This window comes from Caballeronia grimmiae (genome assembly GCF_022879615.1).
In the GTDB taxonomy this organism is placed as follows: Bacteria; Pseudomonadota; Gammaproteobacteria; order Burkholderiales; family Burkholderiaceae; genus Caballeronia; species Caballeronia grimmiae.
Genome location: NZ_CP084271.1, coordinates 1,778,883 through 1,804,355 on the forward strand (window position 1 = coordinate 1,778,883; position 25,473 = coordinate 1,804,355).

Annotated in this window: 25 protein-coding genes; 10 read left to right on the forward strand and 15 right to left on the reverse strand. The window is 65.9% G+C overall.

The genetic code is table 11. From position 1 onward, the window contains the following. Positions 1–291: 291 nt before the first annotated feature. From wrbA to LDZ21_RS08625, 5 genes are all read left to right on the forward strand, one after another. A complete protein-coding gene (gene wrbA, locus LDZ21_RS08605) occupies positions 292–909 on the forward strand; it encodes an NAD(P)H:quinone oxidoreductase (protein WP_244792768.1) in 618 nt (205 codons plus the stop codon). Between the two features lie 5 nt (positions 910–914). After that, positions 915–1,322, forward strand: a complete 408-nt coding sequence (locus LDZ21_RS08610; RefSeq protein WP_244792770.1) for a DUF2069 domain-containing protein — start codon at positions 915–917, stop codon at positions 1,320–1,322. Positions 1,323–1,451: 129 nt separating this feature from the next. Then, the gene (locus LDZ21_RS08615; RefSeq protein ID WP_244792772.1) at positions 1,452–2,909 is read left to right on the forward strand and encodes an FAD-binding oxidoreductase; all 1,458 of its coding nucleotides are present in this window, start codon (positions 1,452–1,454) and stop codon (positions 2,907–2,909) included. Further along, on the forward strand, positions 2,906–3,709 hold the full coding sequence (locus LDZ21_RS08620) for a metallophosphoesterase (protein ID WP_244792774.1): 804 nt from the start codon (positions 2,906–2,908) through the stop codon (positions 3,707–3,709). The genes LDZ21_RS08615 and LDZ21_RS08620 overlap by 4 nt, the downstream gene beginning before the upstream one ends. 21 nt (positions 3,710–3,730) lie before the next feature. Continuing rightward, on the forward strand, positions 3,731–4,435 hold the full coding sequence (locus tag LDZ21_RS08625) for an SOS response-associated peptidase (protein WP_244792776.1): 705 nt from the start codon (positions 3,731–3,733) through the stop codon (positions 4,433–4,435). Between the two features lie 6 nt (positions 4,436–4,441). Here the strand turns inward: LDZ21_RS08625 and LDZ21_RS08630 are convergent, their stop codons facing one another. Together LDZ21_RS08630 and LDZ21_RS08635 are read right to left on the reverse strand one after the other, a co-directional pair. Beyond that, positions 4,442–4,609: a hypothetical protein gene (locus LDZ21_RS08630; protein ID WP_244792778.1), complete on the reverse strand. Its 168-nt coding sequence runs from the start codon at positions 4,607–4,609 to the stop codon at positions 4,442–4,444. A 123-nt stretch (positions 4,610–4,732) separates the two neighbouring features. After that, positions 4,733–5,671 carry a LysR family transcriptional regulator gene (locus LDZ21_RS08635; protein ID WP_244792780.1) on the reverse strand — a complete coding sequence of 313 codons (939 nt, stop codon included), beginning with the start codon at positions 5,669–5,671 and terminating at the stop codon, positions 4,733–4,735. Positions 5,672–5,836: 165 nt separating this feature from the next. Here LDZ21_RS08635 and LDZ21_RS08640 point away from each other — a divergent pair, with 165 nt between their 5' ends. From LDZ21_RS08640 to LDZ21_RS08655, 4 genes are read left to right on the forward strand one after another with little or no spacing between them, the layout of a single operon-like run. Continuing rightward, positions 5,837–7,354 (forward strand): efflux transporter outer membrane subunit, encoded by a 1,518-nt coding sequence (locus LDZ21_RS08640; protein ID WP_244792782.1) that lies wholly within the window; start codon positions 5,837–5,839, stop codon positions 7,352–7,354. Next, positions 7,351–9,549 carry an FUSC family protein gene (locus LDZ21_RS08645; RefSeq protein WP_244792784.1) on the forward strand — a complete coding sequence of 733 codons (2,199 nt, stop codon included), beginning with the start codon at positions 7,351–7,353 and terminating at the stop codon, positions 9,547–9,549. The genes LDZ21_RS08640 and LDZ21_RS08645 overlap by 4 nt, the downstream gene beginning before the upstream one ends. Then, positions 9,539–9,739 carry a DUF1656 domain-containing protein gene (locus tag LDZ21_RS08650; protein WP_035967042.1) on the forward strand — a complete coding sequence of 67 codons (201 nt, stop codon included), beginning with the start codon at positions 9,539–9,541 and terminating at the stop codon, positions 9,737–9,739. Before LDZ21_RS08645 ends, LDZ21_RS08650 begins: the two co-directional genes overlap by 11 nt. 38 nt (positions 9,740–9,777) lie before the next feature. Then, positions 9,778–10,641 (forward strand): efflux RND transporter periplasmic adaptor subunit, encoded by an 864-nt coding sequence (locus LDZ21_RS08655; protein WP_035967043.1) that lies wholly within the window; start codon positions 9,778–9,780, stop codon positions 10,639–10,641. A gap of 39 nt (positions 10,642–10,680) precedes the next feature. Here LDZ21_RS08655 and LDZ21_RS08660 read toward each other — a convergent pair whose 3' ends face one another. The 13 genes from LDZ21_RS08660 to LDZ21_RS08720 all read right to left on the reverse strand — a co-directional run bounded on the left by LDZ21_RS08660 (position 10,681) and on the right by LDZ21_RS08720 (position 24,611). After that, positions 10,681–11,481: an ABC transporter substrate-binding protein gene (locus tag LDZ21_RS08660; RefSeq protein ID WP_244792786.1), complete on the reverse strand. Its 801-nt coding sequence runs from the start codon at positions 11,479–11,481 to the stop codon at positions 10,681–10,683. A gap of 269 nt (positions 11,482–11,750) precedes the next feature. Continuing rightward, a complete protein-coding gene (gene astE / locus LDZ21_RS08665) occupies positions 11,751–12,773 on the reverse strand; it encodes a succinylglutamate desuccinylase (protein WP_244792788.1) in 1,023 nt (340 codons plus the stop codon). Then, positions 12,757–14,097 carry an N-succinylarginine dihydrolase gene (astB, locus tag LDZ21_RS08670; RefSeq protein ID WP_244792791.1) on the reverse strand — a complete coding sequence of 447 codons (1,341 nt, stop codon included), beginning with the start codon at positions 14,095–14,097 and terminating at the stop codon, positions 12,757–12,759. Before astB ends, astE begins: the two co-directional genes overlap by 17 nt. Positions 14,098–14,112: 15 nt before the next feature. After that, positions 14,113–15,585, reverse strand: coding sequence for a succinylglutamate-semialdehyde dehydrogenase (astD, locus tag LDZ21_RS08675; RefSeq protein WP_244792793.1), 1,473 nt, complete (start codon positions 15,583–15,585; stop codon positions 14,113–14,115). 20 nt (positions 15,586–15,605) lie between these two features. Then, positions 15,606–16,631 carry an arginine N-succinyltransferase gene (gene astA, locus LDZ21_RS08680; protein ID WP_244792795.1) on the reverse strand — a complete coding sequence of 342 codons (1,026 nt, stop codon included), beginning with the start codon at positions 16,629–16,631 and terminating at the stop codon, positions 15,606–15,608. After that, positions 16,628–17,674, reverse strand: a complete 1,047-nt coding sequence (gene aruF / locus LDZ21_RS08685) for an arginine/ornithine succinyltransferase subunit alpha (RefSeq protein WP_244792797.1) — start codon at positions 17,672–17,674, stop codon at positions 16,628–16,630. The genes astA and aruF overlap by 4 nt, the downstream gene beginning before the upstream one ends. Positions 17,675–17,698: 24 nt before the next feature. Further along, positions 17,699–18,928, reverse strand: coding sequence for an aspartate aminotransferase family protein (locus LDZ21_RS08690; protein ID WP_244792799.1), 1,230 nt, complete (start codon positions 18,926–18,928; stop codon positions 17,699–17,701). A gap of 138 nt (positions 18,929–19,066) precedes the next feature. After that, complete coding sequence (locus LDZ21_RS08695; RefSeq protein WP_244794800.1) at positions 19,067–20,038, reverse strand: GlxA family transcriptional regulator; 972 nt, start codon at positions 20,036–20,038, stop codon at positions 19,067–19,069. 70 nt (positions 20,039–20,108) lie between these two features. Further along, positions 20,109–20,900, reverse strand: coding sequence for an ABC transporter ATP-binding protein (locus tag LDZ21_RS08700; protein ID WP_244792801.1), 792 nt, complete (start codon positions 20,898–20,900; stop codon positions 20,109–20,111). Between the two features lie 54 nt (positions 20,901–20,954). Further along, the gene (locus LDZ21_RS08705) at positions 20,955–21,668 is read right to left on the reverse strand and encodes an ABC transporter permease (protein ID WP_244792803.1); all 714 of its coding nucleotides are present in this window, start codon (positions 21,666–21,668) and stop codon (positions 20,955–20,957) included. Positions 21,669–21,681: 13 nt separating this feature from the next. Beyond that, positions 21,682–22,371, reverse strand: a complete 690-nt coding sequence (locus tag LDZ21_RS08710; protein ID WP_244792805.1) for an ABC transporter permease — start codon at positions 22,369–22,371, stop codon at positions 21,682–21,684. A gap of 235 nt (positions 22,372–22,606) precedes the next feature. After that, positions 22,607–23,005, reverse strand: coding sequence for a hypothetical protein (locus tag LDZ21_RS08715; protein WP_035967058.1), 399 nt, complete (start codon positions 23,003–23,005; stop codon positions 22,607–22,609). Positions 23,006–23,024: 19 nt separating this feature from the next. Then, positions 23,025–24,611, reverse strand: a complete 1,587-nt coding sequence (locus tag LDZ21_RS08720; protein ID WP_244792807.1) for an EAL domain-containing protein — start codon at positions 24,609–24,611, stop codon at positions 23,025–23,027. A 320-nt stretch (positions 24,612–24,931) separates the two neighbouring features. Here LDZ21_RS08720 and LDZ21_RS08725 point away from each other — a divergent pair, with 320 nt between their 5' ends. Next, entirely contained in the window at positions 24,932–25,462 is a 531-nt protein-coding gene (locus LDZ21_RS08725; protein WP_244792809.1) for a GNAT family N-acetyltransferase, read from the forward strand. Positions 25,463–25,473 lie beyond the last annotated feature (11 nt).

The following is a 25,473-nucleotide window of genomic DNA, read 5'->3' on the forward strand; positions in this document are numbered from 1 at the left end:
CAGCGCCTTACTCTGGTCCCATGCAACGCGGTCGACCACAATTGGCGCTTTAGCGCCTTACTCCGGCCCCATGCAACGCGGTCGGCCAGAGTTGGCGCTTTAACGCCTTACTCTGGTCCCATGCAAAGCTGTCGACCGGGATAAGCGCTTCACCGCGCCCTCGGATCCCATACAAAACCGCCCTTGTAGCCATCGCCCTGCGTCCAGGCAAATTCGCTGCCGTCCCGGCTACGCCGTCCCGCCACCAAATCCACCCCAATACCTATAATAGCCGTTCACTAAAAAGGCTTTATGAACGACATCCTCGTGCTTTATTACAGCCGCCACGGCGCGACGCGCGAACTGGCGCTCGCTATCGCCCAGGGCGTCGACAGCGTGCCCGGCATGCAGGCGCGCGTGCGCACCGTGCCGCCCGTCTCGACCGTCTGCGAAGCGACGCAGCCCGACATTCCCGCCGACGGCCCGCCGTACGCCGAACTGCGCGATCTCGAAGAATGCGCGGGCCTCGCGCTCGGCTCGCCCACCCGCTTCGGCAACATGGCGGCATCGCTCAAATACTTTCTCGACGGCACCACGCCGCAATGGCTGTCAGGCGCGCTCGCCGGCAAGCCCGCGAGCGTCTTCACGTCGACGGGCAGCCTGCACGGCGGCCAGGAAACCACCCTGCTCTCGATGATGCTCCCGCTCCTGCATCACGGCATGATGATCCTCGGCATTCCGTACACCGAATCGCGCCTCACGACGACGCAAAGCGGCGGCACGCCCTACGGCGCATCCCACCATGCGCGCACCGGCGACGACGCGTCCCGCCAGGGCATCACCGCGGACGAGAAAGCGCTCGCCATCGCGCTCGGCGCGCGCCTTGCCCGCACGGCGCGCGATCTCGTGCGCGGTGCGCAGGCCGGCTGACCGCGATGAACGCCCGCCCAGCCGTCGACACTCCTGCACGCGGCGCATGCGCCATCGGTGCGATTGCGAGCCTCGGCGCGCTCATCGCGCTGTCGCTCGCCTGGGAATTGTGGCTCGCGCCGTTGCGTCCCGGTGCGTGGGCGCTGGCGCTGAAGGCGCCGCCGCTTGCCTGCGCGCTGCCGGGCGTCGTCAGGCGCAACGTCTATACGCTGCAATGGGCGTCCATGCTCGTGCTGCTCTACTTCGCCGAAGGCATCGTGCGCGGCATGACGGATACGGGCCTCTCCGCACGGCTCGCCTGGCTCGAAACGCTGCTTTCGCTGACCTTCTTCGTCTGCGCGATCGCTTACGTCGCGCCGTTCAAGCGCGCCGCCAAACTGCGCGGTCGAGCGCAGAACGGGCAGCGAACGTGATGCTTTGTAGCACGAATCGGCCGAAGTGAGCCGCGCATCGCTCACGCCTATGCCATTCGGCAGAGGCTCGCGCGACGCCGTGCTGCGCGATACTGTCGTCTACGCCCCAACGCACTTTTTTTCTCGCCCATGACCGCTCCTGCCGCCTCTTTCGTCGACGCCTGCATCCGCCTTCTTGGCCCGTCCCACGTTCTGACCGACCCTCGCGACACCGAGCCTTACGTCGTCGACTGGCGCAAGCGTTATCGCGGCGATGCCTGCGCCGTGCTGCTGCCCGCCGACGTGCGCGAAGTGGCCGCCGTCGTGCGGCTCGCACGCGAACATCGCATCGCGATCGTCCCGCAAGGCGGCAACACCGGCCTCGCCGGCGGCGCGACACCCGATTCCACCGCCGCGCAGGCGGTCGTGAGCCTGAAGCGGCTGAACCGCGTGCGCGACATCGATCCGCACAACAACACCATCACCGTCGAAGCGGGCGTCGTGCTCGCGGAAGTCCAGGCCCGCGCGAAAGGCGCACAGCGCCTCTTCCCGTTGAGTCTCGCGGCCGAAGGCAGTTGCACGATCGGCGGCAACCTGTCGACGAACGCAGGCGGCACCGGCGTGCTGCGCTATGGCAACACGCGCGAACTCTGCCTCGGCCTCGAAGTCGTGACGCCGCAAGGCGAAATCTGGGACGGCCTGCGCGGACTGCGCAAGGACAACACCGGCTACGACCTGCGCGATCTGTTCATCGGCGCGGAAGGCACGCTCGGCATCATTACGGCTGCGGTGATGAAGCTGCATCCCGCGCCGGTCGCGAAGGTGACCGCACTAGCGGGACTCGCGTCGCCGCACGCCGCGCTGGACTTCCTGTCGATGGCCCAGCGTCACGCCGGTCCGCTTCTGACCGGCTTCGAACTGATGTCCGATTTCTCGATGCGCCTCGTCGGCCGGCATTTTCCGCAATTGCGCTATCCGTTCGGCGAGCCGCACGCGCAGACGGTGCTGCTCGAATTGTCCGACAGCGAAAGCGACGACCACGCCCGCGCCCTTTTCGAACGCATGATGGAAGAAGCGCTGGCGGAAGGCATGGTCGAGGATGCGGTGGTCGCGGAGAATCTCGCGCAATCGCAGGCGTTCTGGAATCTGCGCGAGCACATTCCGATCGCGCAGGCGCAGGAAGGGCTCAACATCAAGCATGACATCGCCGTGCCGATTTCGAGCATCGGCCGCTTCATCGACGAGACCGATGCGATCATCGCGCAAGCCGTGCCCGGCGCGCGCATGGTCACGTTCGGCCACCTGGGCGACGGCAATCTGCACTACAACGTGCAGGCGCCCGAAGGCGTGGATCAGAAGGCGTTTCTGTCGGAGTTCCAGACGCCGATCAACGCGCTCGTCTACGAGCAGGTGCACAGGCATCGCGGCAGCATCAGCGCGGAGCACGGCCTCGGGCAATTGAAAGTGGACGAAGCGATGCACTTCAAGTCGCCGGTCGAAGTGCGCCTCATGCAGACGATCAAGGCCGCGCTCGATCCCGACAACCTGATGAATCCGGGCAAGGTCGTGCGATGGAACGCGCACGCCGGCAAGGAGAACACCGCATGAAAATCCGAGTGCTGTCCGACCTGCATCTGGAATGCGACGAGCCGCTCGCCATTCCCTATGCCGACGCCGATCTCGTCGTGCTCGCGGGCGATATCCACAACCACGCCGAAGGGCTTCGCTGGGCCGCGGAGAACTTCGATAACGGCGTGCCCGTCGTCTATGTCCCCGGCAATCACGAGTATTACGACGGCGAGTTCGGCGCGATGGAAGCCGCGATGCACGACGCCGCGCGCAGCGTCGACAACGTGCACTTTCTGAATAACGCGTCGCTCGTCGACCGCCGAGGTGCGTGGCGCGTGCTCGGCACGACGCTGTGGACGGACTTCGCGCTGTTCGGATCGAGCGAGGCGCAAATCGCGAAAGCGCAGGAAGCGTGCACGAAAGTCATGCTCGACTATCGCGGTCTGATCCAGCTTGCATGGCCCGAACCCGAAGGCGAGCCACGCTCGTTCACGCCCGACGACTCGCTCGCGCTGCATATCCAGTCACGCGCGTGGCTCGAAAGCGAGCTGGCGAAACCGTTCGCGGGGCAGACCATCGTGGTCACGCATCACGCGCCGATGCGCGAGAGCCTCGCGCCGCGCTATGCGGAAGACATCGTGTCGGCGGGCTTCATCAATCACCTGCCGACGCTCGCGCGTTCGCCCGTCGCGCTCTGGATTCACGGCCACACGCACACCGCGTTCGATTACACGGTGAACGGCACGCGCGTCGTGTGCAATCCGCGCGGCTATATCGACAGGCGCACCGGGCGGCTGGAGAATCCGCAGTTCGCATGGGATAAAGTCGTCGAAATCTGACGCTTCGAAGCGAGGATATTCATGTGCGGCCGAATCAGCCAGTACCGACTGCCGGCGCATTACGCGCAGCGCCTGCATCTGAAAGATCCATTCGTGCTCGTCGATGCCGCCGACCGTCGCCCCGGCTATAACCTGTCGCCCGGCACGCATCCGCTCGCGATTTTTCCGGACGAGACCATCCGCGCCGTGCATTGGGGATACTGCCCGCCGTGGGCGGTGCGCAAGAAACTGCCGCAGACGATCAACGCGCGCGTCGAAACAGCGTCGACCAGTGCGTATTTCAAGGACTTGTGGAAGAAGGCGCGCATTCTCGTCCCCGCCGATGGCTGGTTCGAATGGCGCATCGAGCCTGTGCCGGGCGATGCGGCCGGCAAGCCGTTCAAGCAGCCCTACTTCATCCAGCGCGCCGACGGCGAGCCGATGTTCCTCGCCGCGCTCACGAGCGTCGTGCGCGAGCAGGACGCGGCGGCGCCGGGCGCGGGCTTCGTCATCGTGACGTCGAAGGCGGACGAAGGTCTCGTCGATGTGCACGATCGCCGCCCGCTCGTCTTCTCACCGGCGGCTGCACGCCGATGGCTCGACGCAGGCGCGTCGTCCGACGATCTTCACTCGCTCGTGAGAACCGACGGCGTGCCGGCGTCGCATTTCGTCTGGCATCGCGTGACGAGCGACGTCAATCGCACCGTCAACGACGAACCGCGCCTCATCGAGCCGCTGGAAACGTGAATGGAATCAGCGCGGGTGACGGTCGCGCCGGCCGTCGTCGATGCGCACCGGTACGAGCCGCTGCTTCGCCTGGCGCTCGGACTGGGCGCGCATGGCGTTGAAGAGATCGCGCGAAGCGGGGATGGCGATCAGGACGAGAAGCGTGGCAAGGGCGAAGAGAAGAGGCGTGCTCATGTGACGTTTTCCCGAAGAAGCGGTGAGGACGAGTGCAAACGGTATCAAAGCTGCGGCCGAAACGGGAGTAAGCAAGTGTTGCGCCGCACGAAATTTCGTAACCGAAGCTGCGCGGCTGCCAAATCAGGCCGCAACGAACTCCTTGAGTGATTCCGCGTCGGCGTCGAGCGTCGCCGGCAACGCCTCGCGCAGGAATTCCACCCACGTCCGGATTTTCGCGTCGAGATACTGGCGCGACGGATACAGCGCGTAGACATTCAGCTCCTGCATCGTGTATTGCGGCAGCACGCGTACCAGCGTGCCCGCGCGCAGCCCCGGCAGCGCCGAAGATGTCGGCAGCACGCCGATACCCATGCCCTCGCGAACCGCGACGGCCATCGCTTCGGCCACGTTCACGGTGAAGTTCGCCGGGCCGAGCGTCACCGTTTCCTGACCGTTCGGGCCATCGAAGACCCAGTGGCCAGGCGGAAACACCGGCGTCATCAGATGCAGGCACGTATGACGCGCGAGATCCGACAGCACTTGCGGCGCGCCATGGTTCTCGATGTACGCCGGCGAAGCGCACGCGATGCTGAACACCGTCCCGAGCCGCGCCGACACGAGGCCCGAATCGGGCAGATCGGACGCCAGCACGAGCGACACGTCATAGCCCTCGTCCAGCAGATCGGGCACACGCTGCGCAAGCGTCAGATCGACCTGCACCGAGGGATGCCGCTGCTGATAACGGCAGATCATCGGCACGATGTAATGCTGGCCGAAGCTCGTCATCGAATGCACCTTGAGCTTGCCGGCGGGCCGCGCGTGCGCGTCGCTGGCTTCGGCTTCGGCCTGATCGACATAGGCCAGTATCTGCTCGCAGCGTTGCAGATAACGCTCGCCCGCTTCCGTCAGCGCGATGCGGCGCGTCGTGCGGTTGAGCAGGCGCGTGCGCAGATGCGCTTCGAGATCCGACACGGCCCGCGAAGCGTACGCCGTCGTCGTGTTCAGATGTTGAGCCGCGCCGGTGAAACTGCCGGCTTCGACTACGCGTACAAAGACGCGCATGTTTTGAAGCGTATCCATAGCGTCTTTCGACTCGCTCTCGTCTTGATTCCGAAGGCATTGTTGCACGGCCTGCAAGGTCGATTATCACGCCCTGCGTAAGAATGCTTTGCCGGACGACCGGTTATTCGCGAATCGTTGCAAAAATATAATCGGCGCTTGATCGTCTTATATTGGAGCAGTGACGTGCAAGGCCGGGGGTCCAGATACGCTGCTTGCGCTGCGGTTCTTACAGCAATATTAATCATCGCCGGCTGCGCGAGCACCGGCAACATCGCGCCGAAAGACTCCCGGACGGATGCCGCCACGCTCGATGTCGGCAGCGCGATCAGGGCCGCCAACGCGGATGCCGCCTGGCCCGATGCGCAATGGTGGCGCGCCTACCGCGACCCGCAGCTCGACGGCTGGATCGAGCGCGCGACGGCCGGCAGCCCGACGCTCGCCATGGCCGCCGCACGCGTGCGCGAAGCGCAGGAGCAGGCGGGTGTCGCGCGCTCGGCGCTCTTGCCGCACGTGGACGGCAGCATGGGCGTGCAGCGCAAGAACTGGCCGAACAACGCGTTCTACGGCCCCGGCCCGTTCGCCGATACGACGACCTGGGACAACACTGCCGGCCTCTCCCTCTCCTATAACCTCGACCTCTGGGGCCGCGACGACAACGCCGCCGAACGCGCGCTCGACGTCGCCCACGTGCGCGCCGCCGATGCCCGCGCCGCTCAGCTCGAACTCGAAGCGAACATCGTGCGGGCGTATATCGGCTTGTCCCAGGCGTTCGCGCAACTCGACATCGCTCGGGAAACGCTCGAACAGCAGGAACGGCTCGCTGAACTGGCCCGCCGGCGCCTGAAGGGCGGCCTCGGCACGCAGCTCGAAGTGAGCCAGGCCGAAGCGCCGCTGCCCGAGTACGAACGCCAGGCCGACGTTTTCCAGGAAGAGATCGAGCTTGCGCGCCATCAGCTTGCCGCGCTGGCAGGCGAAGGCCCCGGCGCGGGCGAAGCGCTTGCGCGGCCGCAACTGTCGCTGGCGACGCCGCTGCCGTTGCCGTCGTCCTTGCCGGCTGAACTGGTCGGGCATCGGCCGGATATCGTCGCGGCGCGGTGGATGGTCGCGGCGCAGGCGCGCGGCATCGACGTGGCCAAGGCGGAGTTCTATCCGAACATCAATCTGGCGGCGTCGCTCACGCAGGCGTTTGCGGGCGGCGCGCTGCTGAGTTTTCTGACGAGCAAGGCGACCGGCTATTCGTTCGGCCCGGCGATCACGTTGCCGATTTTCGAAGGCGGACGGCTCCGTTCGCAACTCGGCGCGGCATCGGCGCAATACGATCAGGCCGTCGATCACTACAACGCGACGCTCGTGGGCGCGCTGAAGGACATCGCCGATCAGGTGGTGCGGGTGAAGTCGCTCGACACCCAGATGGACGCGTCCGCGCGCTCGGTCGCCGCCGCGCGCAAGAACTACGATCTCGCGAACGAAGGATACCGGCGCGGTCTCACCGATTACGTCAACGTGCTGCTCGCGCAATCGCAACTGCTGCGTGCACAGGACGCACAGGCGCGCGTGCGGGCGCAGCGGCTCGGCGCTTATGCGACGCTCACGGCGGCGCTCGGCGGCGGTATCGACGATCCCGCGAACGGGCCGAAGGACGCGAAGCTCGCGCCCGCGCAGCACATCGGGCCGTTCAGCCGCGCGGCCGAAGCAAAATGAGGCCGGCCTTGTCTGCTTCCCCCTCGGCATCGGGCGATTCGCTGCGCGCGTCGATCATCGACTGGGCGCGCACCGATGGCCTCGCGTGGGTCTACATCTTCAAGGCGGTGCTGGCCGCCCTGCTCGCGCTCTGGATCGCGATGCGCTTCGACATGCAGCAGCCGCGCACCGCGATGACCACCGTGTTCGTCGTGATGCAGCCGCAGAGCGGCATGGTGCTCGCGAAGAGCTTCTATCGTTTCTGCGGCACGATGATCGGTCTTGTCGTAATGCTCGCGCTCATCGGCCTGTTCGCCCAGCAGCCGGTGCTGTTTCTCTCCGCGACCGCGCTGTGGGTCGGCATCTGCACGGCGGGCGCGGCGCGCAATCGCAACTTCCGCTCTTACGGCTTCGTGCTGGCGGGCTACACGGCGGCGCTGATCGGCATTCCGGCGGCGCAGCATCCGGATGGCGCGTTTCTGTCGGCGCTCACGCGGGTCGGTGAAGTCACGCTCGGCATCGTCTGCGCGGGTGCGGTGAGCGCGCTCGTCTTTCCGCAGCACGCAGGCGAGCAGATTCGCACCACGGTGCGGCGGCGCTTCACGCAGTTCGTCGATTACGTCTGCCGCGCGATGTCCGGCACGATGGACCGGGCGCAGATCGAGCGGGCGAATCTTGGTTTCGTCGCGGATGTCGTCGGTTTCGAGGCGGCGCGCAGTGTCGCCGTGTTCGAGCATCCCGAGTCGCGGCGGCGCAGCGGACGGCTCGCGCGGCTCAACAGCGAATTCATGAGCGCGTCGACGCGCTTTCACGCGCTGCATCAGTTAATGAACCGTCTGCGCGAAAGCGCATCTGCGATGACGATCGCGGCGCTCACGCCGTTCATCCACGAAGTGCCGCCGCTGCTGTTGCGAGCGGGCGAGCCCGTGCGCAACGCCGCCGACGCCGCGCATGCCGCCGCGCAACTGCGCGATTACAAGGCCGCGCTGCCGAAGCGCGTGCGGGTCGCGCGGGCCGGCATCGAAGCCGAGCCGGCTTTCTCTTCGCTCGAATTCGATACCGCGACCGAACTGCTCTACCGCTTCGTCGACGACATGCTCGCCTATGCCGAGACCTACGCGTCGCTCGGCGCGCCGTCGCATGAACGCGAACGCTGGGTCGCGCGCTATGTGCCGAAGACCAACATGCTCGCCGCCGCGATCTCGGGCTTGCGCGGCGCGATGGTGATGTTCGCGCTGAGCGCGTTCTGGATGCTGAGCGCGTGGCCGAGCGGCGGCACGATGGTCCTCACCGCGGCCGCCGTGTGCGCGCTCGCGTCGTCGTCGCCGCGCCCGACGCTGATGTCGATGCAGATGGCGATCGGCACCGCGCTCGCGAGCGTCGTCGGGATGATCGTCGTGTTCGGCGCGTATCCGCATATGGACGGCTTCGTGCTGATGGGCGTCGCGCTCGTGCCGGCGCTGCTGCTCGGCGCGTTCATCAGCACGCGGCGCGCGGTGACGGGCGTGGGTATCGGCTATTGCATCTTCTTCTGCTTTCTCGCGGGGCCGGACAATCTCGTTCACTACGATCCGGCCAGTTTCATGAACGACGCGCTCGCGCTCATGCTGTCGATGATCGTCTCCGCGATCGCGTTCGCCGTCATCCTGCCGACCGACGCGCCGTGGCTGCGCCGCCTGTTGCTCGCGGACCTGCGCCGCGAAGTCGTGCTTGCGCGGCGCGAACGCCTCGCGCGGGTGGCGACGCACTTCGAAAGCCGCACGCGCGATCTGCTGTCGCAGATCAACGCGCTCGCCGCCGGCAAGCCGGACGTGCAACGCGAGGCGCTGCAGTGGCTCTTCGCGGTGCTGGAGACCGGTCGCGCGGTGATCGATCTGCGGCGTGAAATCGCCGCTTTGCCGGATGCCCCGCATTACGCCGCATCGACGCCGTGGCGACGTACGTTGAAAGCGACGCTCGATGCCGTCGCGCGTCTCTTCGACGGGCCCGGCGCGCCGCGTTTCGAGACCGCGCTGGACAGCACGTCACGCGCGATCGCGGATGCGCAGGCGATGCTGGCGGCGGTGAATCCATCGCGCGAGGAGCGGCACCGGTTGCAGCGGATCATCAGCCATCTGCATTTCATCCGCACGGCGCTGCTCGATCCGGCCTCGCCGCTCGCGCAGTTCGCTCAGTCAGATTCGCCTTCAGTCAAAGGAGCGCTGCATGCCGCGTGATACCGCGATCCTCGAAGCCTATGTTCCGACGCTGCTCGTGCTGTTCGTTGCCGGCGCGCTGATCACGTGGGTGATCGACCGCGCGCTCGCGATGACCGGCCTTTATCGCGTGGTCTGGCATCCGGCGCTCTTTCGCGCGAGCCTGCTTGTTTGTATTTGTGGCGCGCTCGGGCTCGCGGTGTATCGCTGATAGCAGGCACTCGTTCTTACAGGTTCAGAAGACTCATCATGGTTCTTAGAAAAATCATCGGCTTCGTCATGACGATCGCCATTTTTGCAGCCGCCCTGCTGATCGGCCGCGTGTTGTGGGTGCATTACATGGACGAGCCATGGACCCGCGACGGCCGTGTGCGCGCGGAGGTCGTCAACATTGCGCCGGACGTGTCGGGCGCGGTCGTGCAGCTGCCTGTTCGCGATAACCAGTACGTGAAGAAAGGCGACCTGCTGATGGAGATCGATCCGTCGCACTATCAGATTGCCGTCGAGCAGGCCGAGGCGAATGTCGCCGCGCGTGCCGCCGAATTGCGGATGCGGCGCGCGGACGCTGCGCGGCGTGCGGATATGGATAGTCTCGTGGTGTCGCGCGAGGCGCGCGAGAATGCGTCGCAGACGGCATCGACGGCGGCGGCGCAATTGCAGCAGGCGCAGGCCGCGCTGGATGCGGCGAAGCTGAATCTGGCGCGCACCAAGGTGTATTCGCCCGTCGACGGCTACGTCACGAATCTCAGCGTGTTTCGCGGCGATTATGCGACGGTGGGCGCGGCGAAACTCGCGATCGTCGATAGCCATTCGTTCTGGGTCTATGGCTATTTCGAGGAGACGAAGCTGCCGCGCGTGCGCGTGGGCGACCGGGCGCAGATTCGGCTGATGAGCGGCGGAGAACTGAAGGGGCACGTCGAGAGCATATCTCGCGGCATCTACGATCGCGACAATCCGCAAAGCCGCGAATTGCTCGCCGATGTGAACCCGACGTTCAACTGGGTGCGTCTTGCGCAGCGCGTGCCGGTGCGGTTGAAGATCGATGAGGTGCCGAACGGGATGCTGCTGGCGGCGGGCACGACGTGCACCGTGGTAATCACGCCGTCGATGTGAGTTCGCCCGCCCCGGCCATCGCCGGGACGGGCCAGGCCTTTACTTCAATACGACCTTCACGTCGAAGTACTTTGCGGCCAGACGGTCGATCGAGCCGTCGTCCTTAAGTTCCTTCAACGCGCGGTTCATCGATTCCTTGAGCGCCTTGTCGCTCTTGCGCACGCCGAAGCCCACGCCCGAGCCGAGCAGCTTGTCATCGGCGACCGCCGGGCCCGCGAACGCGTAACCCGCGCCCTGCGGCTGCTTCAGAAAGCCCTTCGACGCCGCTTCGGCATCCTGGAACGCCGCATCGAGACGGCCAGACGCCAGGTCCGCATAAATCTGGTCCTGCGCCTGATACGACTCCACGTCGATGCCCGCCGGCGCCCACTTCGCCTTCGCGTACGTTTCCTGGATCGAGCCTTGCAGCACGCCCACGCGCTTGCCCTTCAGACCGTCGACGGTCGGCAGCACGCCGCTGCCCTTCTTCGCGATGAGCTGGTTCGGGATCGAGTAGATGGGATCGGTGAAGTCGATCGCGAGCTTGCGCTTGTCGGTGATCGTCATGTCCGAGTTGATGCCGTCGAACTTGCGCGCCTGCAACGCGGGAATCAGGCCGTCGAACGAATTCTCGACCCACACGCACTTCATCTTCAGCTTCGCGCAGACCGCGTTGCCGATGTCGATATCGAAGCCCGTCAGTTCCCCGCTCGCGGTCTTCGACTCGAACGGCGCATACGATGCCTCCACGCCGAAGCGCAGCGTCTTGGTGTCATCGGCGGCGTGAGCGCCCATCGATGCAGCCAGCGTTCCGAGCACCGCGACGGCGGCGAGCTTGCGAATGATCCATTGTGATTTCATCTACTGCCATCTCCTTGCATTGCGTTCGTGTTTCGTGATCTGTGTCCGATGCGGCCAGTAGCCGGCGAATCAAGCATCGCGGCGTCAAAAAAAACGCTCAAACAGCGCGAGCGGTTTTGGTGCGGTGCATCAGACGCAGCGCCGGGATTGTAGCGCGCGCGTTCACGCGCCCGTCCGGGCGCGGACAGGCGCCGCGGGCCTGGGCGGCGTATCGAACGAAAAAGGAAATTGGCAAACGGATGTCGCGCCCGTGCAAGCCCGGGCGCGAATCACTCGAGCGATGCGAGCGTGGCGTCGGTCGTGTCGACGACCATCAGGCCGGCGCGCAGGCCCGGTTTCACCTTCGGATTCGGAAACACGATGCGTTCTTCTTCGTGCGTCACGCGATAAATGTAATCGCCATCGCGCGCGAGTTCGGCACCGGCGGGAAACGGCGTGAAATTGGGCACATCGCTCGCGACGTTGAGGACGAACTGTTCGCTCTGCTTGTCGATCTGCGCGACGACCGTGAATACGCGCAGCGGCGTCTGGTGGCTCGCCGCCTCGCCCGCGATCAGCCTGCGCAACGCCGCATCCGATGCCGCGAAGCGCGCGAGGTCGTTCTCGCCGAACGGCCGCACCTTGCCGAGTTCGAGCGTGCAGGCGAGCGCGCCGCACTGCGCGGCGGTGTAGTGCGTGAACGTCATGCCTTTTTCACGATGCAGCAGCACCGCTTCGAGACGCGCATCGCGCAGCCAGTCGAACATTGCGCGAGCGAGCGGCGCGCCGGTGTGCGGCAACAGCGCGAACCGCTCGAACACCGACGCGCGAATGGCCGTGTGCATGTCGATATGCCACTTCGGATGCGTCACATTCTCGAAGAACGCCGCCGCCGCGCGTTCCAGTTCGGCGGCGCGCGGGGCTTCGACGCTCTGCGGCAAGCTCGCATGACGGCCGCTGAACAGACGATTGAGGTCATCGTCGATATAGCGCACGCCCGCACGCATCGCGCCGGCGTTGCCCAAAACGACGAGCATCCGCGACGCGAGCCGCGCGTCGCCACTGGCGATATCCGCGATCAGCCGCGACAGCATTTCGATCGGCGCGGTCTCATCGCCATGGATGCCGGCTGACGCGAGCACGCTATGCGCCGGCGCCTGCGCCGCCGGAGGTTCGAGCAGCAGCACGCCCTCGCCTTGCCACGTCCATCGCACGCCGGAAGCCGCCGCGCCGGAGGTCGCCGATGGCCGTGCGCCCGCGAGCGTGAACGCGAGGAAATCGCTCAGAAGCGATGCATCAGCGCTGGAAGTCATAGACGGCGCCTAGTCCCAGAATGGTCGTCAGTTCGTCGAGCGCGGCACGCGATTCCGTCAGCAGCCGCGGATCGGCGAGATCGCCGGGCGCGAGCGACTCGCGGTAGTGCGCGTCGATCCACGCATCGAGGCGGGCGAAGAGCGCGTCGTTCATCCACACGTTGGGGTTGACGGCTGCGCGCTCGGCGTCGTTCAGCACGACGCGCAGACGCAGGCACGCGGGGCCGCCGCCGTTCTTCATGCTTTCGCGCAGGTCGAAGACGAGGACTTCGTCGATCGGCGTCGTGCGCGTGGCGAGCGTATCGAGATACGCCGCGACGCGGGCGTTCTCGCGGCATTCCTGCGGCACGACGAGGACTTGCGTGCCGTCCGCACGCGACAACAACTGGCTGTTGAACAGATACGACGACACCGCATCCGCGACGCTCACCTCGTTGTCCGGTACTTCGAGCGCCGTGAACGATGCGCCCTGAGCGTGCAGCTTCGCGCTCAGGGCGTCGTAGACCCTGGCCTGATCGACGAACGCGCGCTCGTGACAGAACAGCGTCGTGCGATTGCCGACCGCGATCACATCGTTATGGAACACGCCGGCATCGATGACATCGGGCGATTGCTGCGCGAACACGGTCGCCGCTTCATCGAGGCCGTGCAGGCGCGCCACCGCGCGGCTCGCCTCGAGCGTTTGCCGCGCCGGAAAGCGTTGCGGCTGCGGACCTTGCCCGTATTCGCTGCGTCCATACACGAAGAATTCGACGCCCTTGTCGCCGTACTCGCGTGCAAAGCGCGTGTGATTGGCCGCGCCTTCGTCGCCGAGCGCGGGCGTGCCGGGCAGCGCGTGATGAATCCGAAAGCGCGATTCATCGGCGAAAATCGCGGCGAGCGAGCGGCGCGTTTCCCCATGTTCGATTGCGCGATGCAGCTTCGCCGCGAGATTCGCGGGCGTGAAATGGACGCGGCCATCGGCGGTGTCGGCGGACGGGCTGACCGTCGCGGCGTTGGCGGTCCACATCGCCGAAGCGGAACTGGCGGCGGCGAGCAGTTCGGGCGCATCGAGGGCGGCGCGCTGGATCACGGCGGCGTCATCGCCCGTAAAGCCGACGCTGCGCAACAGCTTCACCGACGGCCGTTCGAGCGGCGGCAACACGCCCTGATGAAAGCCGAGGTCCGCGAGCCGCTTCATCTTGCGCAAGCCCTGCTTCGCGGCGGCCTTCGGATTCGCGACAGACTTTTCGTTGCTGCGCGACGCGACGTTGCCGAACGACAAGCCCGCGTAGTTGTGCGTCGGGCCGACCAGCCCGTCGAAGTTCGCTTCGTATGCCTGCATGTCGAGTCCCGATGCTTAGAACGTGAGCCCCGGCGATACGCTCGCCGGCATCTGCAATTGCGCGCTTTCCACCGACGCCATCGGATACGAGCAGTAATCCGCCGCGTAGTACGCGCTCGGCCGGTGATTGCCCGAGCGCCCGATACCGCCGAACGGCGCCGCCGACGATGCGCCGTTGGTCGGCCGGTTCCAGTTGACGATGCCCGCGCGGATCGTGCGCTGGAAGTGCGTCCACGCGGCTTCGTCGTCGGCGAGCAGGCCAGCGGACAGGCCGTAGGCGGTGTCGTTGGCGCGCGCGATCGCTTCATCGAACGTCGTGTAGCGCGTGACCTGCACCATCGGGCCGAAATGCTCTTCGTCGGGAACGTCGCGCGCGTCCGTCACGTCGAGGATCGCGGGCGTGACGAAACCGAGGTTCGCCGCGCGCTGCTTCATCTCCAGCACCGGCTTCGCCCCCGCATCGATCAACTGCGTCTGGGCCAGCACGAGCCGTGCCGCCGCACGCGCCGAAATGACCGCGCCCATGAACGGCTGCGGGTCTTCGTCATAAGCGCCGACGCGGATGTTCGCGCTGACTTCCGCGAACCGCTGCATGAAGCGCTCGCCGAAGGCATCGTCGGGAACGAGAAGACGCCGCGCGCACGTGCAGCGCTGGCCCGCCGAGAGAAACGCGGACTGAATGGTGTGATGCACGGCGGCGTCGATGTCGTCCACCTGCGCCACGACGAGCGGATTGTTGCCGCCCATCTCCAGCGCGAGGATGATTTCCGGCCGTCCGCCGAACTGGCGATGCAGCAGCGTGCCGGTATCCGAACTGCCGGTGAAGAACAGCCCGTCGATCTGCCGATGATTCGCCAGCGCGACGCCCGTGTCCTTCTCGCCCTGCACGAGATTGAGCACGCCGGCAGGCAGCCCCGCTTCGGTCCACAGCGCGACGGTCGCCGCCGCGACGCCCGGCGCGAGTTCCGATGGCTTGAACACCACCGCGTTGCCCGCGATCAGCGCCGGCACGATATGCCCGTTCGGCAGATGCCCCGGAAAGTTGTACGGCCCGAACACGGCGACGACGCCATGCGGCCGGTGCCGCAGCACCGCGACGCCATCGGCCATCGGCGCACGCTTCTCGCCGGTGCGCTCGTGATAAGCCTGCACGGAGATATCCACCTTCGCGGCCATCGACGCCACTTCGGTGCGCGCTTCCCACAACGGCTTGCCGGTTTCGCGGCCGATTGCGTGCGCCAGCGCTTCCTTGTTCTCGTTGAGCAGCGCGGCAAAGCGCTTGGCGATCGCCACGCGCTCGTCGAACGTGATCGCGGACCACGACGCAAACGCGCGCCGCGCCGACGACACCGCGCGATCGACGTCATCGGCGGATGCGCTCTTGCCCTGCCACACGATCTCATCGCTCGCGGGATTGCGCGAAGCGAACGCCGCGCCGTTGCCGTCCTGCCATTCCCCGCCGATGTACAGCTCGTTCCGGATATCCATGACTTGTCTCAACTTGATTTTTAGCGCGGCTGCGATGTCAGCACGCGCACCGTGTCGCCCGCCTTCACGCGCAAGGCGGCGGCTTCGTCGGCGGTGAGGAGGAACGCGCCGTCTTCGACCGCGCCTGTCGTCGCGCCGCAGCGGAAATCTTCGAGCGACGTATTCGATACGAGACTCTTCGCCTCGCCCTCTTTCGCAACCCGCTCGCCGATCCGCACCGTCGCCAGCACGCTCTCGCGCACCGTGCGTAAATCGGAGGTGTGGCATTCGAGCACGGGGCCGGCATCGAAGATATCGACGTGATTCTCGTAACGCAGCCCTTCCGCTTCGAGCATCTTGCGCGCGGGCGCGGTATCGCGATGCGTGACGCCGACCGTCCGTTGCGCGTCCTCGGGCAGCAGATCGAGGTACACCGGATAGCGCGGCATCAGTTCCGCGAGGAACGACTTCTTGCCGTGCGAACTGAGATAGTCGGCTTCGTTGAAATCGATCTGGTAGAAATGCGAGCCGACCGCGTTCCAGAACGGCGATTCGCCGTTCTCGTCGAAATGGCCGCGCAACTCCGCGCAGAGCCGCTGCGGAAAACGCTGCTTGAATTGCGCGATGAACATGAAGCGCGAGCGCGACAGCAGCCCGCCCACACCCGCCGTGCGATAACGCGGGCTCAGGAACAGCGAGCAGACTTCGGCGTAACCCGTGAGATCGTGCGAGATGTTGAGCAGGGACATGCGCGTCCACACGCCGAGATCCTTGCTCGCATGCACGACGGTCGCGACGCGATAGTTATAGAACGGCTGCTCCAGCCCGACTTCCGTTTCGATGCCGCACACGCCGGCGACATCGCCGGTCGCGGTGTCTTCCATCACGAAGAAGTAACCGGCTTCGTAGGGCGCGGCATCGTCGGCGAGCGTGCGGCGTGCGCGCTCGATGCGCGCCGCCAGCGCCTCCCTATCCGGCTTGAACGTGGTGAGCCCCGGGCCCGTTTCCTTTGCCAGCGCGACGAGCGCGTCGACATCTCCCGGCTGCACGCAGCGCACGACGATCATTGCATTTCTCCCGAGGCTTGATGCAGCGGCACGCAACGCACCGTGTCCTTCTCATGCACGCCGAGGGCGTCGCGTGCGGCGGCGGTCAATGCGGCGCCATCGGCGCGTGTGCCGTTCAGATCGGCGAGGATGCAGCGGAAGCCATGCGCGCCGCCCGCCGCGATCAGATACGGCGCGCCGCCCGCGACGACGCCATCGCGCACCGGGCGCAATTCGCCCGAACCCGCCGATGCGCTCTTGTCGACGGCCAGCGTCAGCACCGGGCCGGCATCGAAGATATCGACGAAACGGTCCGGCTCGAAGCCTTCTTCCAGGTGAATGTCATACGCGAGCAGCGTGCTGTCGTTCGGCTCGCCCAGCACGCGCTGCGCTTCGCCCGGCAGAAGCGGCACGTAGATGGGGTACGTCGGCATGACTTCGGCGATGAAAGTTCGGCTGCGCCCGCCGGATTCGAGCTCGACCTGCTCGAAGTCGCGCCCGAAGAACTTGCGGCCCACTGCCTCCCAGAAGGGCGACGAGCCGGCATCGTCGGTGACGCCGAGCATCAGCGAGAAGACTTCGCCCGAAAAGCGCTTGCGGTTCGCGACGACGTACATCATCCGCGCGCGCGACAGCAGATGCGCCGCCGCTTCGCCTTCGGGCGTGCGCAAGGACGGATCGATATAGAAGCCCGTCAGGCGGCTCTTGCCCGTCAGCTCGTGCGACATCGTGAGCGCGTGAATCTTGCGGTTCACCTTCAGCTCGCGCGATGCGTGAATGAGCGCGTCGTTGCGAAACGTGTAGAACGGCTCGGAATAGCCCGCCGACGCGACGATGCTCGACGTGCCGAGCAGCCGGCCCATGTCCGTGTCGTCGAGCACGAAGAGATAGAACTCCTCGCCGGGGAAGTCGACCTCGGCGCGGAACGAATCCTCGGAGAGCGCGACGCGCCTCGCGAGCTGTTCGCGGTCGCGCGGCAGCGAGTGCAGCACGGGCTGGGCGGTGCGCGCCATCCGTTCGAGTTCGTCGAGATCGGAGAGTCTTGCGGGACGAACGAATAGCATCGTCGTTTCCTGTTTAGCGATGAATCAGCGCGCGACGGCCGCCGCGCCCGCGACCTGCTCGATCGCCTTCTCGATGCGCGCGAAGCCTTCGTCGAGATCGGCCATCGGCATGATGAGCGAGGGCGCGAAGCGGATCACGTTCGGCCCGGCGATCAGCATGATGACGCCGTTCGCCGCCGCCGCGTTGAGCACGTCCTTGGCGCGGTCCTTGTAGGCATCGGCCAGTTCCGCGCCGATCAGAAGGCCGCGACCGCGAACCTCCCTGAACATGCCGAAGCGCTCGTTGATGCGTTCGAGATGCGCCCGGATGGCCGCGCCGCGCACGCTAACGCCCTCGAGAAGCTTCGGATCGCTGATCAATTCGACGACCTTCTCCGCAATCGAAGCGCCGAGCGGATTGCCGCCGTATGTCGTGCCGTGCACGCCGACCTTGAAATGCTGCGCGATGGCGTCGGTGGTGAGCATCGCGCCGATCGGGAAGCCGTTGCCGAGCGCCTTCGCGGTGGTGAGGATGTCGGGCGTCACGCCGTATTGCATGTACGCGTACAAGGTGCCCGTGCGGCCGACGCCCGTTTGCACTTCGTCGAAAATCAGCAGTGCGCCGTGCTTGTCGCACGCTTCGCGCAAGCCCTTCAGGAACGCGGGATCCGCGGGCAGCACGCCGCCTTCGCCCTGCACCGGCTCGACGATCACCGCGCAGGTCTTGTCGCTGATCGCATCGAGCGCCTGCGCCAGATCGTTGTACGGCAGATGACGGATGCCTTGCGGCTGCGGGCCGAAGCCTTCCGCATACTTCGGCTGGCCGCCGACGCTCACGGTGAAGAACGTGCGCCCGTGAAACGACTGCGTGAACGAGATGATCTCGACTTTCTCCGGCCCGAACTTGTCGATGGCGTACCGGCGCGCGAGCTTCAGCGCCGCTTCGTTCGCTTCCGCGCCCGAGTTCGCAAAGAACGCGCGATCCGCGAAGGTAAGATCGGTCAGGCGTTTCGCGAGACGCAACACCGGCTCGTTGGTATAGCCGTTGCCGATGTGCCAGAGCTTGTCGCCCTGTTCGTGCAGCACCTTCAGCAATTCCGGATGCCCATGCCCGAGCGCCGTTACGGCGATGCCGCCGGCGAAATCGACGTAATCGCGTCCTTCGGTGTCCCAGACGCGCGAGCCGCGGCCCCGGTCGGGCACGAAACTGGCCGGCGCGAATACCGGAACCATTACTTCGTCGAACGTACCGCGATTCACATTGATGTCGGTCATGAGCCACTCCTTTTCTGGTTCGTGCTGCACGGGTCGTGCGCCGTGCTGATCGCGCACTGCAATGCTTCCGATATTAAGCAATCGCACGCGTTCCGTCTTGCGCGTTCGCGACATGCTTCGATGGCCTTCGACGCGCCTTCAGCGCGTGCCGGGGCGCTCGATCAGCGCGCCGCCGCGCGGCTCGTCCACTGCGCCGCCGCGCTGCTTTTCGATCCAGTTGCGGCGTTCCTCGCGCGGCGTCACGCCGAAGCGGTCGCGGTACGCATTGGAAAAATGCGCCGCCGATGAAAACCCGCACGCGAGGCTGATCTGCACGACGGACTTGCTCGTGCGCTGCAGTTGCGTGCGCGCTTTGGTGAGGCGCAGATTGAGGTAGTACTTCGACGGCATCGCGCCGAGATATTGCCGGAAGAGCCGCTCCAGTTGCCGGCGCGAAATGCCGACGAGCGTCGCGATTTCATCGGTGGCGAGCGGGTCTTCGATGTTCGCTTCCATCAGTTGCAACGCATCGTTCAGTCGCGGATGCCGCTCGCCGGGCGCGGTCACGAACGGAATGCGCTGACGCTCGGTGCCCGCGCGCAGCACGCCGATGCCCAGCGAATCCGCGATGCGCTCGGCGAGATCCTGGCCGTGGTCGCGTGCGATCATCGCGAGCATGAAGTCGATGCTCGCCTGACCGCCCGCGCAGGTCGCGCGATCGCGGTCGATTTCGAAGATCTGCTGCGTGACGATGGTGCGCTCGAACTGCTCCGTGAACTGCTGATACGTCTCCCAGTTCACCGCGACGCGATATTGCGCAAGCTGCCCGGCCATCGCGAGCCACCAGACGCCATGATGAATGCCGGAGACGAGCGGCGTGCGCGGCGCGACACGCGCGAGGCTCGCGAGAAAGAGCCGGTAGTCCGCGAACTGCTGATAGCGTTCGGAAACGACGATGAGCCAGTCGCATTGCAGCGCGTCGTTGAATGCGCAATCGGCGGGCAGTTGCGCGCCGCCGGAAAGCGGCACGGCGCGCCCGTCCCACGAACACACGCGCCACTCGTAGAGACGATGACCGTCGATTTCGTTGGCGAGCGCGAGACTGTCGATGACCGGCCCGATGCCGCTCATCGAGACCGGCGGAAGAGCGACGATCGCCACTTGCAGCGGCCCGCGCACCGGGCCCGATGGACTTGCCACGTTACTTGAGGCTGCCCGACAGGAACTGCCGCAGACGCTCGCTCTTCGGCTGCGTGAGCACCTCGGACGGCACGCCCTCCTCTTCCGTGCGCCCCTGATGCAGGAACATCACGTGATTGGACACGTTGCGCGCGAAGCCCATCTCGTGCGTGACGACGATCATCGTGCGGCCCTCTTCCGCGAGCTTCTGCATGACCTTCAGCACTTCGCCGACGAGTTCAGGATCGAGCGCGGACGTCGGTTCGTCGAAGAGCATGACGTCGGGGTGCATCGCGAGCGCGCGTGCAATCGCCACGCGCTGCTGTTGTCCGCCCGACAGATGCGACGGATACTGCTTCTCGACGCGCGGCGGCAGGCCGACCTTCTCCAGATACTCGCGGGCGCGTTCCTCGGCTTCCTTCTTCGGGATGCCGAGCACGTGAATCGGCGCTTCCATCACGTTCTCGATGGCCGTCATGTGCGACCACAGGTTGAAGTGCTGAAAGACCATCGCGAGCTTCGTGCGCACGCGCTGAAGCTGCTTGTGATCGGCGACATCGAGATTGCCGTGGCGATCGGTCTTCGTGCGGACGGCTTCGCCATCGACGACGATCTGCCCCGCGTTCGGCTTTTCCAGAAAATTGATGCAGCGCAGGAACGTGCTTTTGCCCGATCCGCTCGCGCCGATGATGCTGATGACATCGCCCGCACGCGCCGACAGCGACACGCCCTTGAGCACTTCGTTATCGCCGTAGCGCTTGTGAATGTCCTGTGCGGCGAGTTTCGTCGCGACGTCTGTGGGCTTGGGCTCCAACGCATTCTCCTCGGGTGATGATGGGTACGCCACGATTGCGGATTCTAACGCCCGTCAATGCGCGGCCGGCCGCAAATAAGCAAGCCAGCGGCGCTCGGCCCGCCTGAACGCCGCGACGAGCGCGAATGAAACGGCGAGATACAGCAGCGCCGCGACGCCGAACGAGCCGAACGATTCATAGGTTGCCGAATTCACATCGCGCGCCACCTTCAGAATATCCGGCACGGTGGCCGTGAAGGCGACCGTCGTCGCGTGCAGCATCAGGATCACTTCGTTGCTGTACAAAGGCAAGGCGCGGCGCAGCGCGGACGGCAGGACGATGCGCCGGTACATCGTGAACGTGCCCATGCCGTACGCGCGTGCCGCTTCCACCTCGCCGTGCGGAATCGCGCGGATCGCGCCGGCGAAGATTTCCGTGGTATAGGCGCACGTGTTCAGGGCGAACGCGAGCACCGCGCAGTTGAAGCCGCTCCGGAAGAACGCTTCGAGCAGCGACTGGCTGCGGATGAATTCGAGGCTATACATGCCCGTGTACAGCAGCAGCAATTGCACGTAGAGCGGCGTGCCGCGAAACACGTAGGTATAGAGGCGCACGGGCGTCGAGAGCCAGCGGCGTTTCGACACGCGCGCGCAGGCGAGCGGCACCGACGCGCAGAAGCCGATTGCGATCGACACCGCCAGCAGCCACAACGTGACGACGAGACCCGAGGCGTGCATGCCATCGGAGTACAGGAACGGACGCCAGTATTCGGCGAGGATCGGGATCATGGCGGCTCCGTGGTCAGAGGTCGGCGTGACGCACGCCCGTCGAGTAGCGGCGCTCGAGCGTCATCAGCACGAGGTTGGATGCGGTCGTGATCGCCAGATAGATGAGCGCGGCCACGAGCACGAAGAAGAACATGTTGAAGGTGCTCTTGCCGGCGTCCTGCGCCGCCTTGACGACATCGGCGAGGCCGATGATCGACACGAGCGCCGTCGCCTTCACCAGCACCTGCCAGTTGTTGCCGATGCCCGGCAGCGCGAAGCGCATCATCTGCGGAAACAGAATGCGGCCGAACACCCGCATGCCGCTCATGCCGTACGCGGTGCCCGCTTCGAGCTGGCCGCGCGGCACCGCGAGGAATGCGCCGCGGAACGTCTCCGTGAAATACGCGCCGTAGATGAAGCCGAGCGTAAGCACGCCGGCCGTGAACGGGTCCATGTCGAACTGTTCCCAGGCGAAGGCGTCGGTGACGTGATTGATCGCGATCTGGATGCTGTAGAAAAGCAGCAGCATCAGCACGAGATCGGGCACCGAGCGAATGAGCGTCGTATAGGCAGTCGCGATGCCGCGCAGCAAGCCGTGCCGCGACAGTTTCGCCGACGCGCCGGCGAGCCCCAGCAGCACCGATACCGCGAGAGAAAGCATCGCGAGCGCGAGCGTCTCTTTTGCGCCCGCCCAAAGCAGCGGGCCGTAGCCGTACAGCGTCACGAGCGCCTCCTTCGTTTCCGTCGTTCGATGGGAGGCGATCGTCGCAAGCCGAAATAAACGCTCAAACGGACCGGCGCTGGTTTATTGCGATGCAGCAAACGGCCATTCGTGACCGCGCGGGGCGCCCGGCCCACTGCACGCGCGCCGCCGCCGCGTCATGGCCGTGGAAACGTCAATCCTCGCGGCGGGCGGAATCTGTGCTTTTGCGTCGCTTTTTCGATAGAAGATGCGCCGGCTAGTCGCGCGCGCTGCCCCGCACGACCTGCACCACGTGCCCGTTCGCCACGGCGATTTCCGGACTTTCCTGCAGCAGCGGCAGAAAGCGCTCCGCAAAGGCTGCGTCGCGGGTTTCGGCCCGGAACATCGCGGCGACCGCCTTCGCATGGGCGATGCGCGCATCGGGCGTGGCTTCGCTGTCGTCGAGAACGTCGTCGATGGCCGCAATCAGCGTCGACAACGGAGCAAGCCAGCGATACGCGCTGCCGTTGATGACGATTTGCAGAAACTCGCCCGGCGACACCGGCCCGAACTCGGCCTCGTGCCGCGCGCGCAAGTGCGCCAGCACGGCGCGATGCAGTCCGAGCAGCGGATGCCGCACGTCGCGAAGGAAGGATACTGCGGTGTGATCGTCCATGAACTTTGCCTTGTTGGATTTAGCTGATGCGCGTCTCGCCCGCGTAGCGGACGAAGTCGGCGGCGGAAAGCGGCGGCGAGAATAGCCAGCCCTGCCCGAACTGCGCGCCGCGTGCGCGCAGATACGCGGCCTGCTCCTCGCGCTCGATGCCCTCGGCGATCACCTGCACGTCGAGGGTCGCCGCCATCTCGATGATATGCGACGCCACGCTGCTCGACGCGGCGTCCTGTCCGACGGTATCGACAAACGACTTGTCGATCTTCAGCCCGTCGACGCTGAACGACTGCAAGTGCGACAGGCTCGAATAGCCCGTGCCGAAATCGTCGAGATAGACCGCGTGGCCCGCGCGGCGGAACGCGCTGATGACGTCCTTCGCGGCGTCGGCGTCGAGGAACGCGCGCTCGGTCGCCTCGATGCGAATCTGCTGCGGCCGCACGCCCTGCTGTTCGATGGCCGGGCCTAGCACGTCGAGAAAACGATGCGTCGTCAGGTCGGAAGCCGAGAGGTTCACGGAAATGTAGTAATCGTCGTAGTGCCGGAGAAACTCGCCGAGTTCGAGCAGGACGGTGTCGAGCACCTGATCGGTGATCGCCTGGATCAGCCCGCCATGTTCCGCGAGCGGAATGAAATGATCCGGCCGCACGATGCGGTCGTGATGCTTCCAGCGTACGAGCGCTTCGGCGCCGACGCATCGGCGCGTGGCGAGATCGACGATCGGCTGATACGCGACGATGAACTGATGCCGCCGCACGGCGTCGCTCAACTGTCCGCGCGGCGAAATCCTGCGCACGACGAAATACGCGGCCCAGCACGCACAGGCAAGACCGACCGCGACGCCGCCGAAGAGCCACCCCCACGGCAGCGAGCGCACGCGTTGCCGCCATGTTTCGCGCGGCACGCTGACGATGACCGCGAGCGGCATCGACGCCGACTGGCGCACCGCGACGGCCGAGCAATCCGGCGGCGGCTTGTGCTGGCTATAGACGGCGAGGACGGCGGAGGCATCCGTCGAAGGCGTGCCGGCGATCACCCGCCGCGCTTCGGTGTTGATCACGGCGACGCGGCCCTCGTGCGTGAAATTGGCATCGATGCCATCGACGTAAAGCGACGGGTCGGCGGTGATATAGAAGCCGTCGCGGCCCAGCACGAGCGATTCCTTGCCGCCCGGCAGGCGCGCGAGGCCGTACCACGCGCTGAGTCCGTCGGACGAGCGCCAGTCCGGCGGCGGCAACGTGAGGCCATCGAACGTACCCGCCGATACCGCGCCTAGGAGCGATGAGCATTGCCAGCGGCCGTCGCGATCGTACGCGCCGGCGTCGCGGACCTGGTCGTGCGTGAGCGTGATCTGGCGAAGCGCGTGGAGATACGGCGTCGAGCACGGCGTTTCGTTCACCTTGCCGATTTCGCCGAGCGCGCCCGACAGACGGCGCGTGATGTCCTCGGCGCGATAGAGCGCGGCATCGGCGAGGATGCTCAGGCGTTCGACGCGCTGCTGCCGCTCGCTGCGCGCCGCGACGACCAAGCCGATCCCCGCGGGTGCGAGCGCCGCAGTCCCCACGATGACGATCAGAAGCGCCGCAAGCGCCCCACGTTGAAAGTTGTTCATTGCGTGTCATGGTCGCGCCGCGAAGCGAGCGGCTCTCACGCTGTGGCGCGCGTTGCCGGAGAAATTTCCGTTGTGCCGGCGCGAGCGAAGGCCGCGAATGCGAATCGCTACACAAGCGAGTAAGTGTAGGGTCGGGCCGTCGCGCGCTTCAACGTTTTAATTCGGCAATAAGTCGCGGTTTTCGTGGTCTGGCGCACGGCCCGCCGCACATTTATTTGCCCCGGCGCGGCGTGAGAGAATTCCGGCTTGCAAGCACGCGCGTGCGGTCCTTTTGCGGCCTGGTCGCGCCGTGCAAATCCGTTGCTCGATTCGAAACCGCCATGACTTTATCCAGCGCCCGCCCGCCCGTGATTCGCGACGCCACACCCGGCGACTTCGACGCCATCGCGCGCATCTATTCGCATTACGTGCTCCACGCGCTCGCCACGTTCGAAGAAGCCCCGCCTTCCGCCGATGAGATGCGTGCGCGCCATGCGGCGATCGTCGCCGCCGGCCTGCCTTACCTCGTCGCGGAACTCGACGGCGAGATCACGGGATACGCGTATGCATCGGCGTATCGGGCGCGCTCGGCGTACCGGCATACGATCGAAGACTCGGTCTATGTCGCCGATGGCTTCGGCGGGCGCGGCATCGGGCTCGCGCTTCTGTCGGCGCTGATCGCGCGTTGCGAGCAAGGGCCGTGGCGGCAGATGGTCGCGGTCATCGGCAGCAGCGGCAACACGGGATCGATCGCACTGCATGCGCGGCTCGGATTCGAGCACGTCGGCGTGCTGCGCAATGTCGGCTTCAAGCTCGGCGGCTGGGTCGATAGCGTGCTGATGCAGCGCCCGCTCGGCATGACGGTTTCCTGATTTTTCCGATT

Excerpts from the sequence above, each read along its gene's own strand:
- wrbA (WP_244792768.1), top strand. The coding sequence starts at position 292 with ATGAACGACATCCTCGTGCTTTATTACAGCCGCCACGGCGCGACGCGC.
- LDZ21_RS08610 (WP_244792770.1), top strand. The coding sequence starts at position 915 with ATGAACGCCCGCCCAGCCGTCGACACTCCTGCACGCGGCGCATGCGCC.
- LDZ21_RS08615 (WP_244792772.1), top strand. The coding sequence starts at position 1,452 with ATGACCGCTCCTGCCGCCTCTTTCGTCGACGCCTGCATCCGCCTTCTT.
- LDZ21_RS08620 (WP_244792774.1), top strand. The coding sequence starts at position 2,906 with ATGAAAATCCGAGTGCTGTCCGACCTGCATCTGGAATGCGACGAGCCG.
- LDZ21_RS08625 (WP_244792776.1), top strand. The coding sequence starts at position 3,731 with ATGTGCGGCCGAATCAGCCAGTACCGACTGCCGGCGCATTACGCGCAG.
- LDZ21_RS08630 (WP_244792778.1), bottom strand. The coding sequence starts at position 4,609 with ATGAGCACGCCTCTTCTCTTCGCCCTTGCCACGCTTCTCGTCCTGATC.
- LDZ21_RS08635 (WP_244792780.1), bottom strand. The coding sequence starts at position 5,671 with ATGGATACGCTTCAAAACATGCGCGTCTTTGTACGCGTAGTCGAAGCC.
- LDZ21_RS08645 (WP_244792784.1), top strand. The coding sequence starts at position 7,351 with ATGAGGCCGGCCTTGTCTGCTTCCCCCTCGGCATCGGGCGATTCGCTG.
- LDZ21_RS08650 (WP_035967042.1), top strand. The coding sequence starts at position 9,539 with ATGCCGCGTGATACCGCGATCCTCGAAGCCTATGTTCCGACGCTGCTC.
- LDZ21_RS08655 (WP_035967043.1), top strand. The coding sequence starts at position 9,778 with ATGGTTCTTAGAAAAATCATCGGCTTCGTCATGACGATCGCCATTTTT.
- LDZ21_RS08660 (WP_244792786.1), bottom strand. The coding sequence starts at position 11,481 with ATGAAATCACAATGGATCATTCGCAAGCTCGCCGCCGTCGCGGTGCTC.
- astE (WP_244792788.1), bottom strand. The coding sequence starts at position 12,773 with ATGACTTCCAGCGCTGATGCATCGCTTCTGAGCGATTTCCTCGCGTTC.
- astB (WP_244792791.1), bottom strand. The coding sequence starts at position 14,097 with ATGCAGGCATACGAAGCGAACTTCGACGGGCTGGTCGGCCCGACGCAC.
- astD (WP_244792793.1), bottom strand. The coding sequence starts at position 15,585 with ATGGATATCCGGAACGAGCTGTACATCGGCGGGGAATGGCAGGACGGC.
- astA (WP_244792795.1), bottom strand. The coding sequence starts at position 16,631 with ATGATCGTCGTGCGCTGCGTGCAGCCGGGAGATGTCGACGCGCTCGTC.
- aruF (WP_244792797.1), bottom strand. The coding sequence starts at position 17,674 with ATGCTATTCGTTCGTCCCGCAAGACTCTCCGATCTCGACGAACTCGAA.
- LDZ21_RS08690 (WP_244792799.1), bottom strand. The coding sequence starts at position 18,928 with ATGACCGACATCAATGTGAATCGCGGTACGTTCGACGAAGTAATGGTT.
- LDZ21_RS08695 (WP_244794800.1), bottom strand. The coding sequence starts at position 20,038 with ATGAGCGGCATCGGGCCGGTCATCGACAGTCTCGCGCTCGCCAACGAA.
- LDZ21_RS08705 (WP_244792803.1), bottom strand. The coding sequence starts at position 21,668 with ATGATCCCGATCCTCGCCGAATACTGGCGTCCGTTCCTGTACTCCGAT.
- LDZ21_RS08715 (WP_035967058.1), bottom strand. The coding sequence starts at position 23,005 with ATGGACGATCACACCGCAGTATCCTTCCTTCGCGACGTGCGGCATCCG.
- LDZ21_RS08720 (WP_244792807.1), bottom strand. The coding sequence starts at position 24,611 with ATGAACAACTTTCAACGTGGGGCGCTTGCGGCGCTTCTGATCGTCATC.
- LDZ21_RS08725 (WP_244792809.1), top strand. The coding sequence starts at position 24,932 with ATGACTTTATCCAGCGCCCGCCCGCCCGTGATTCGCGACGCCACACCC.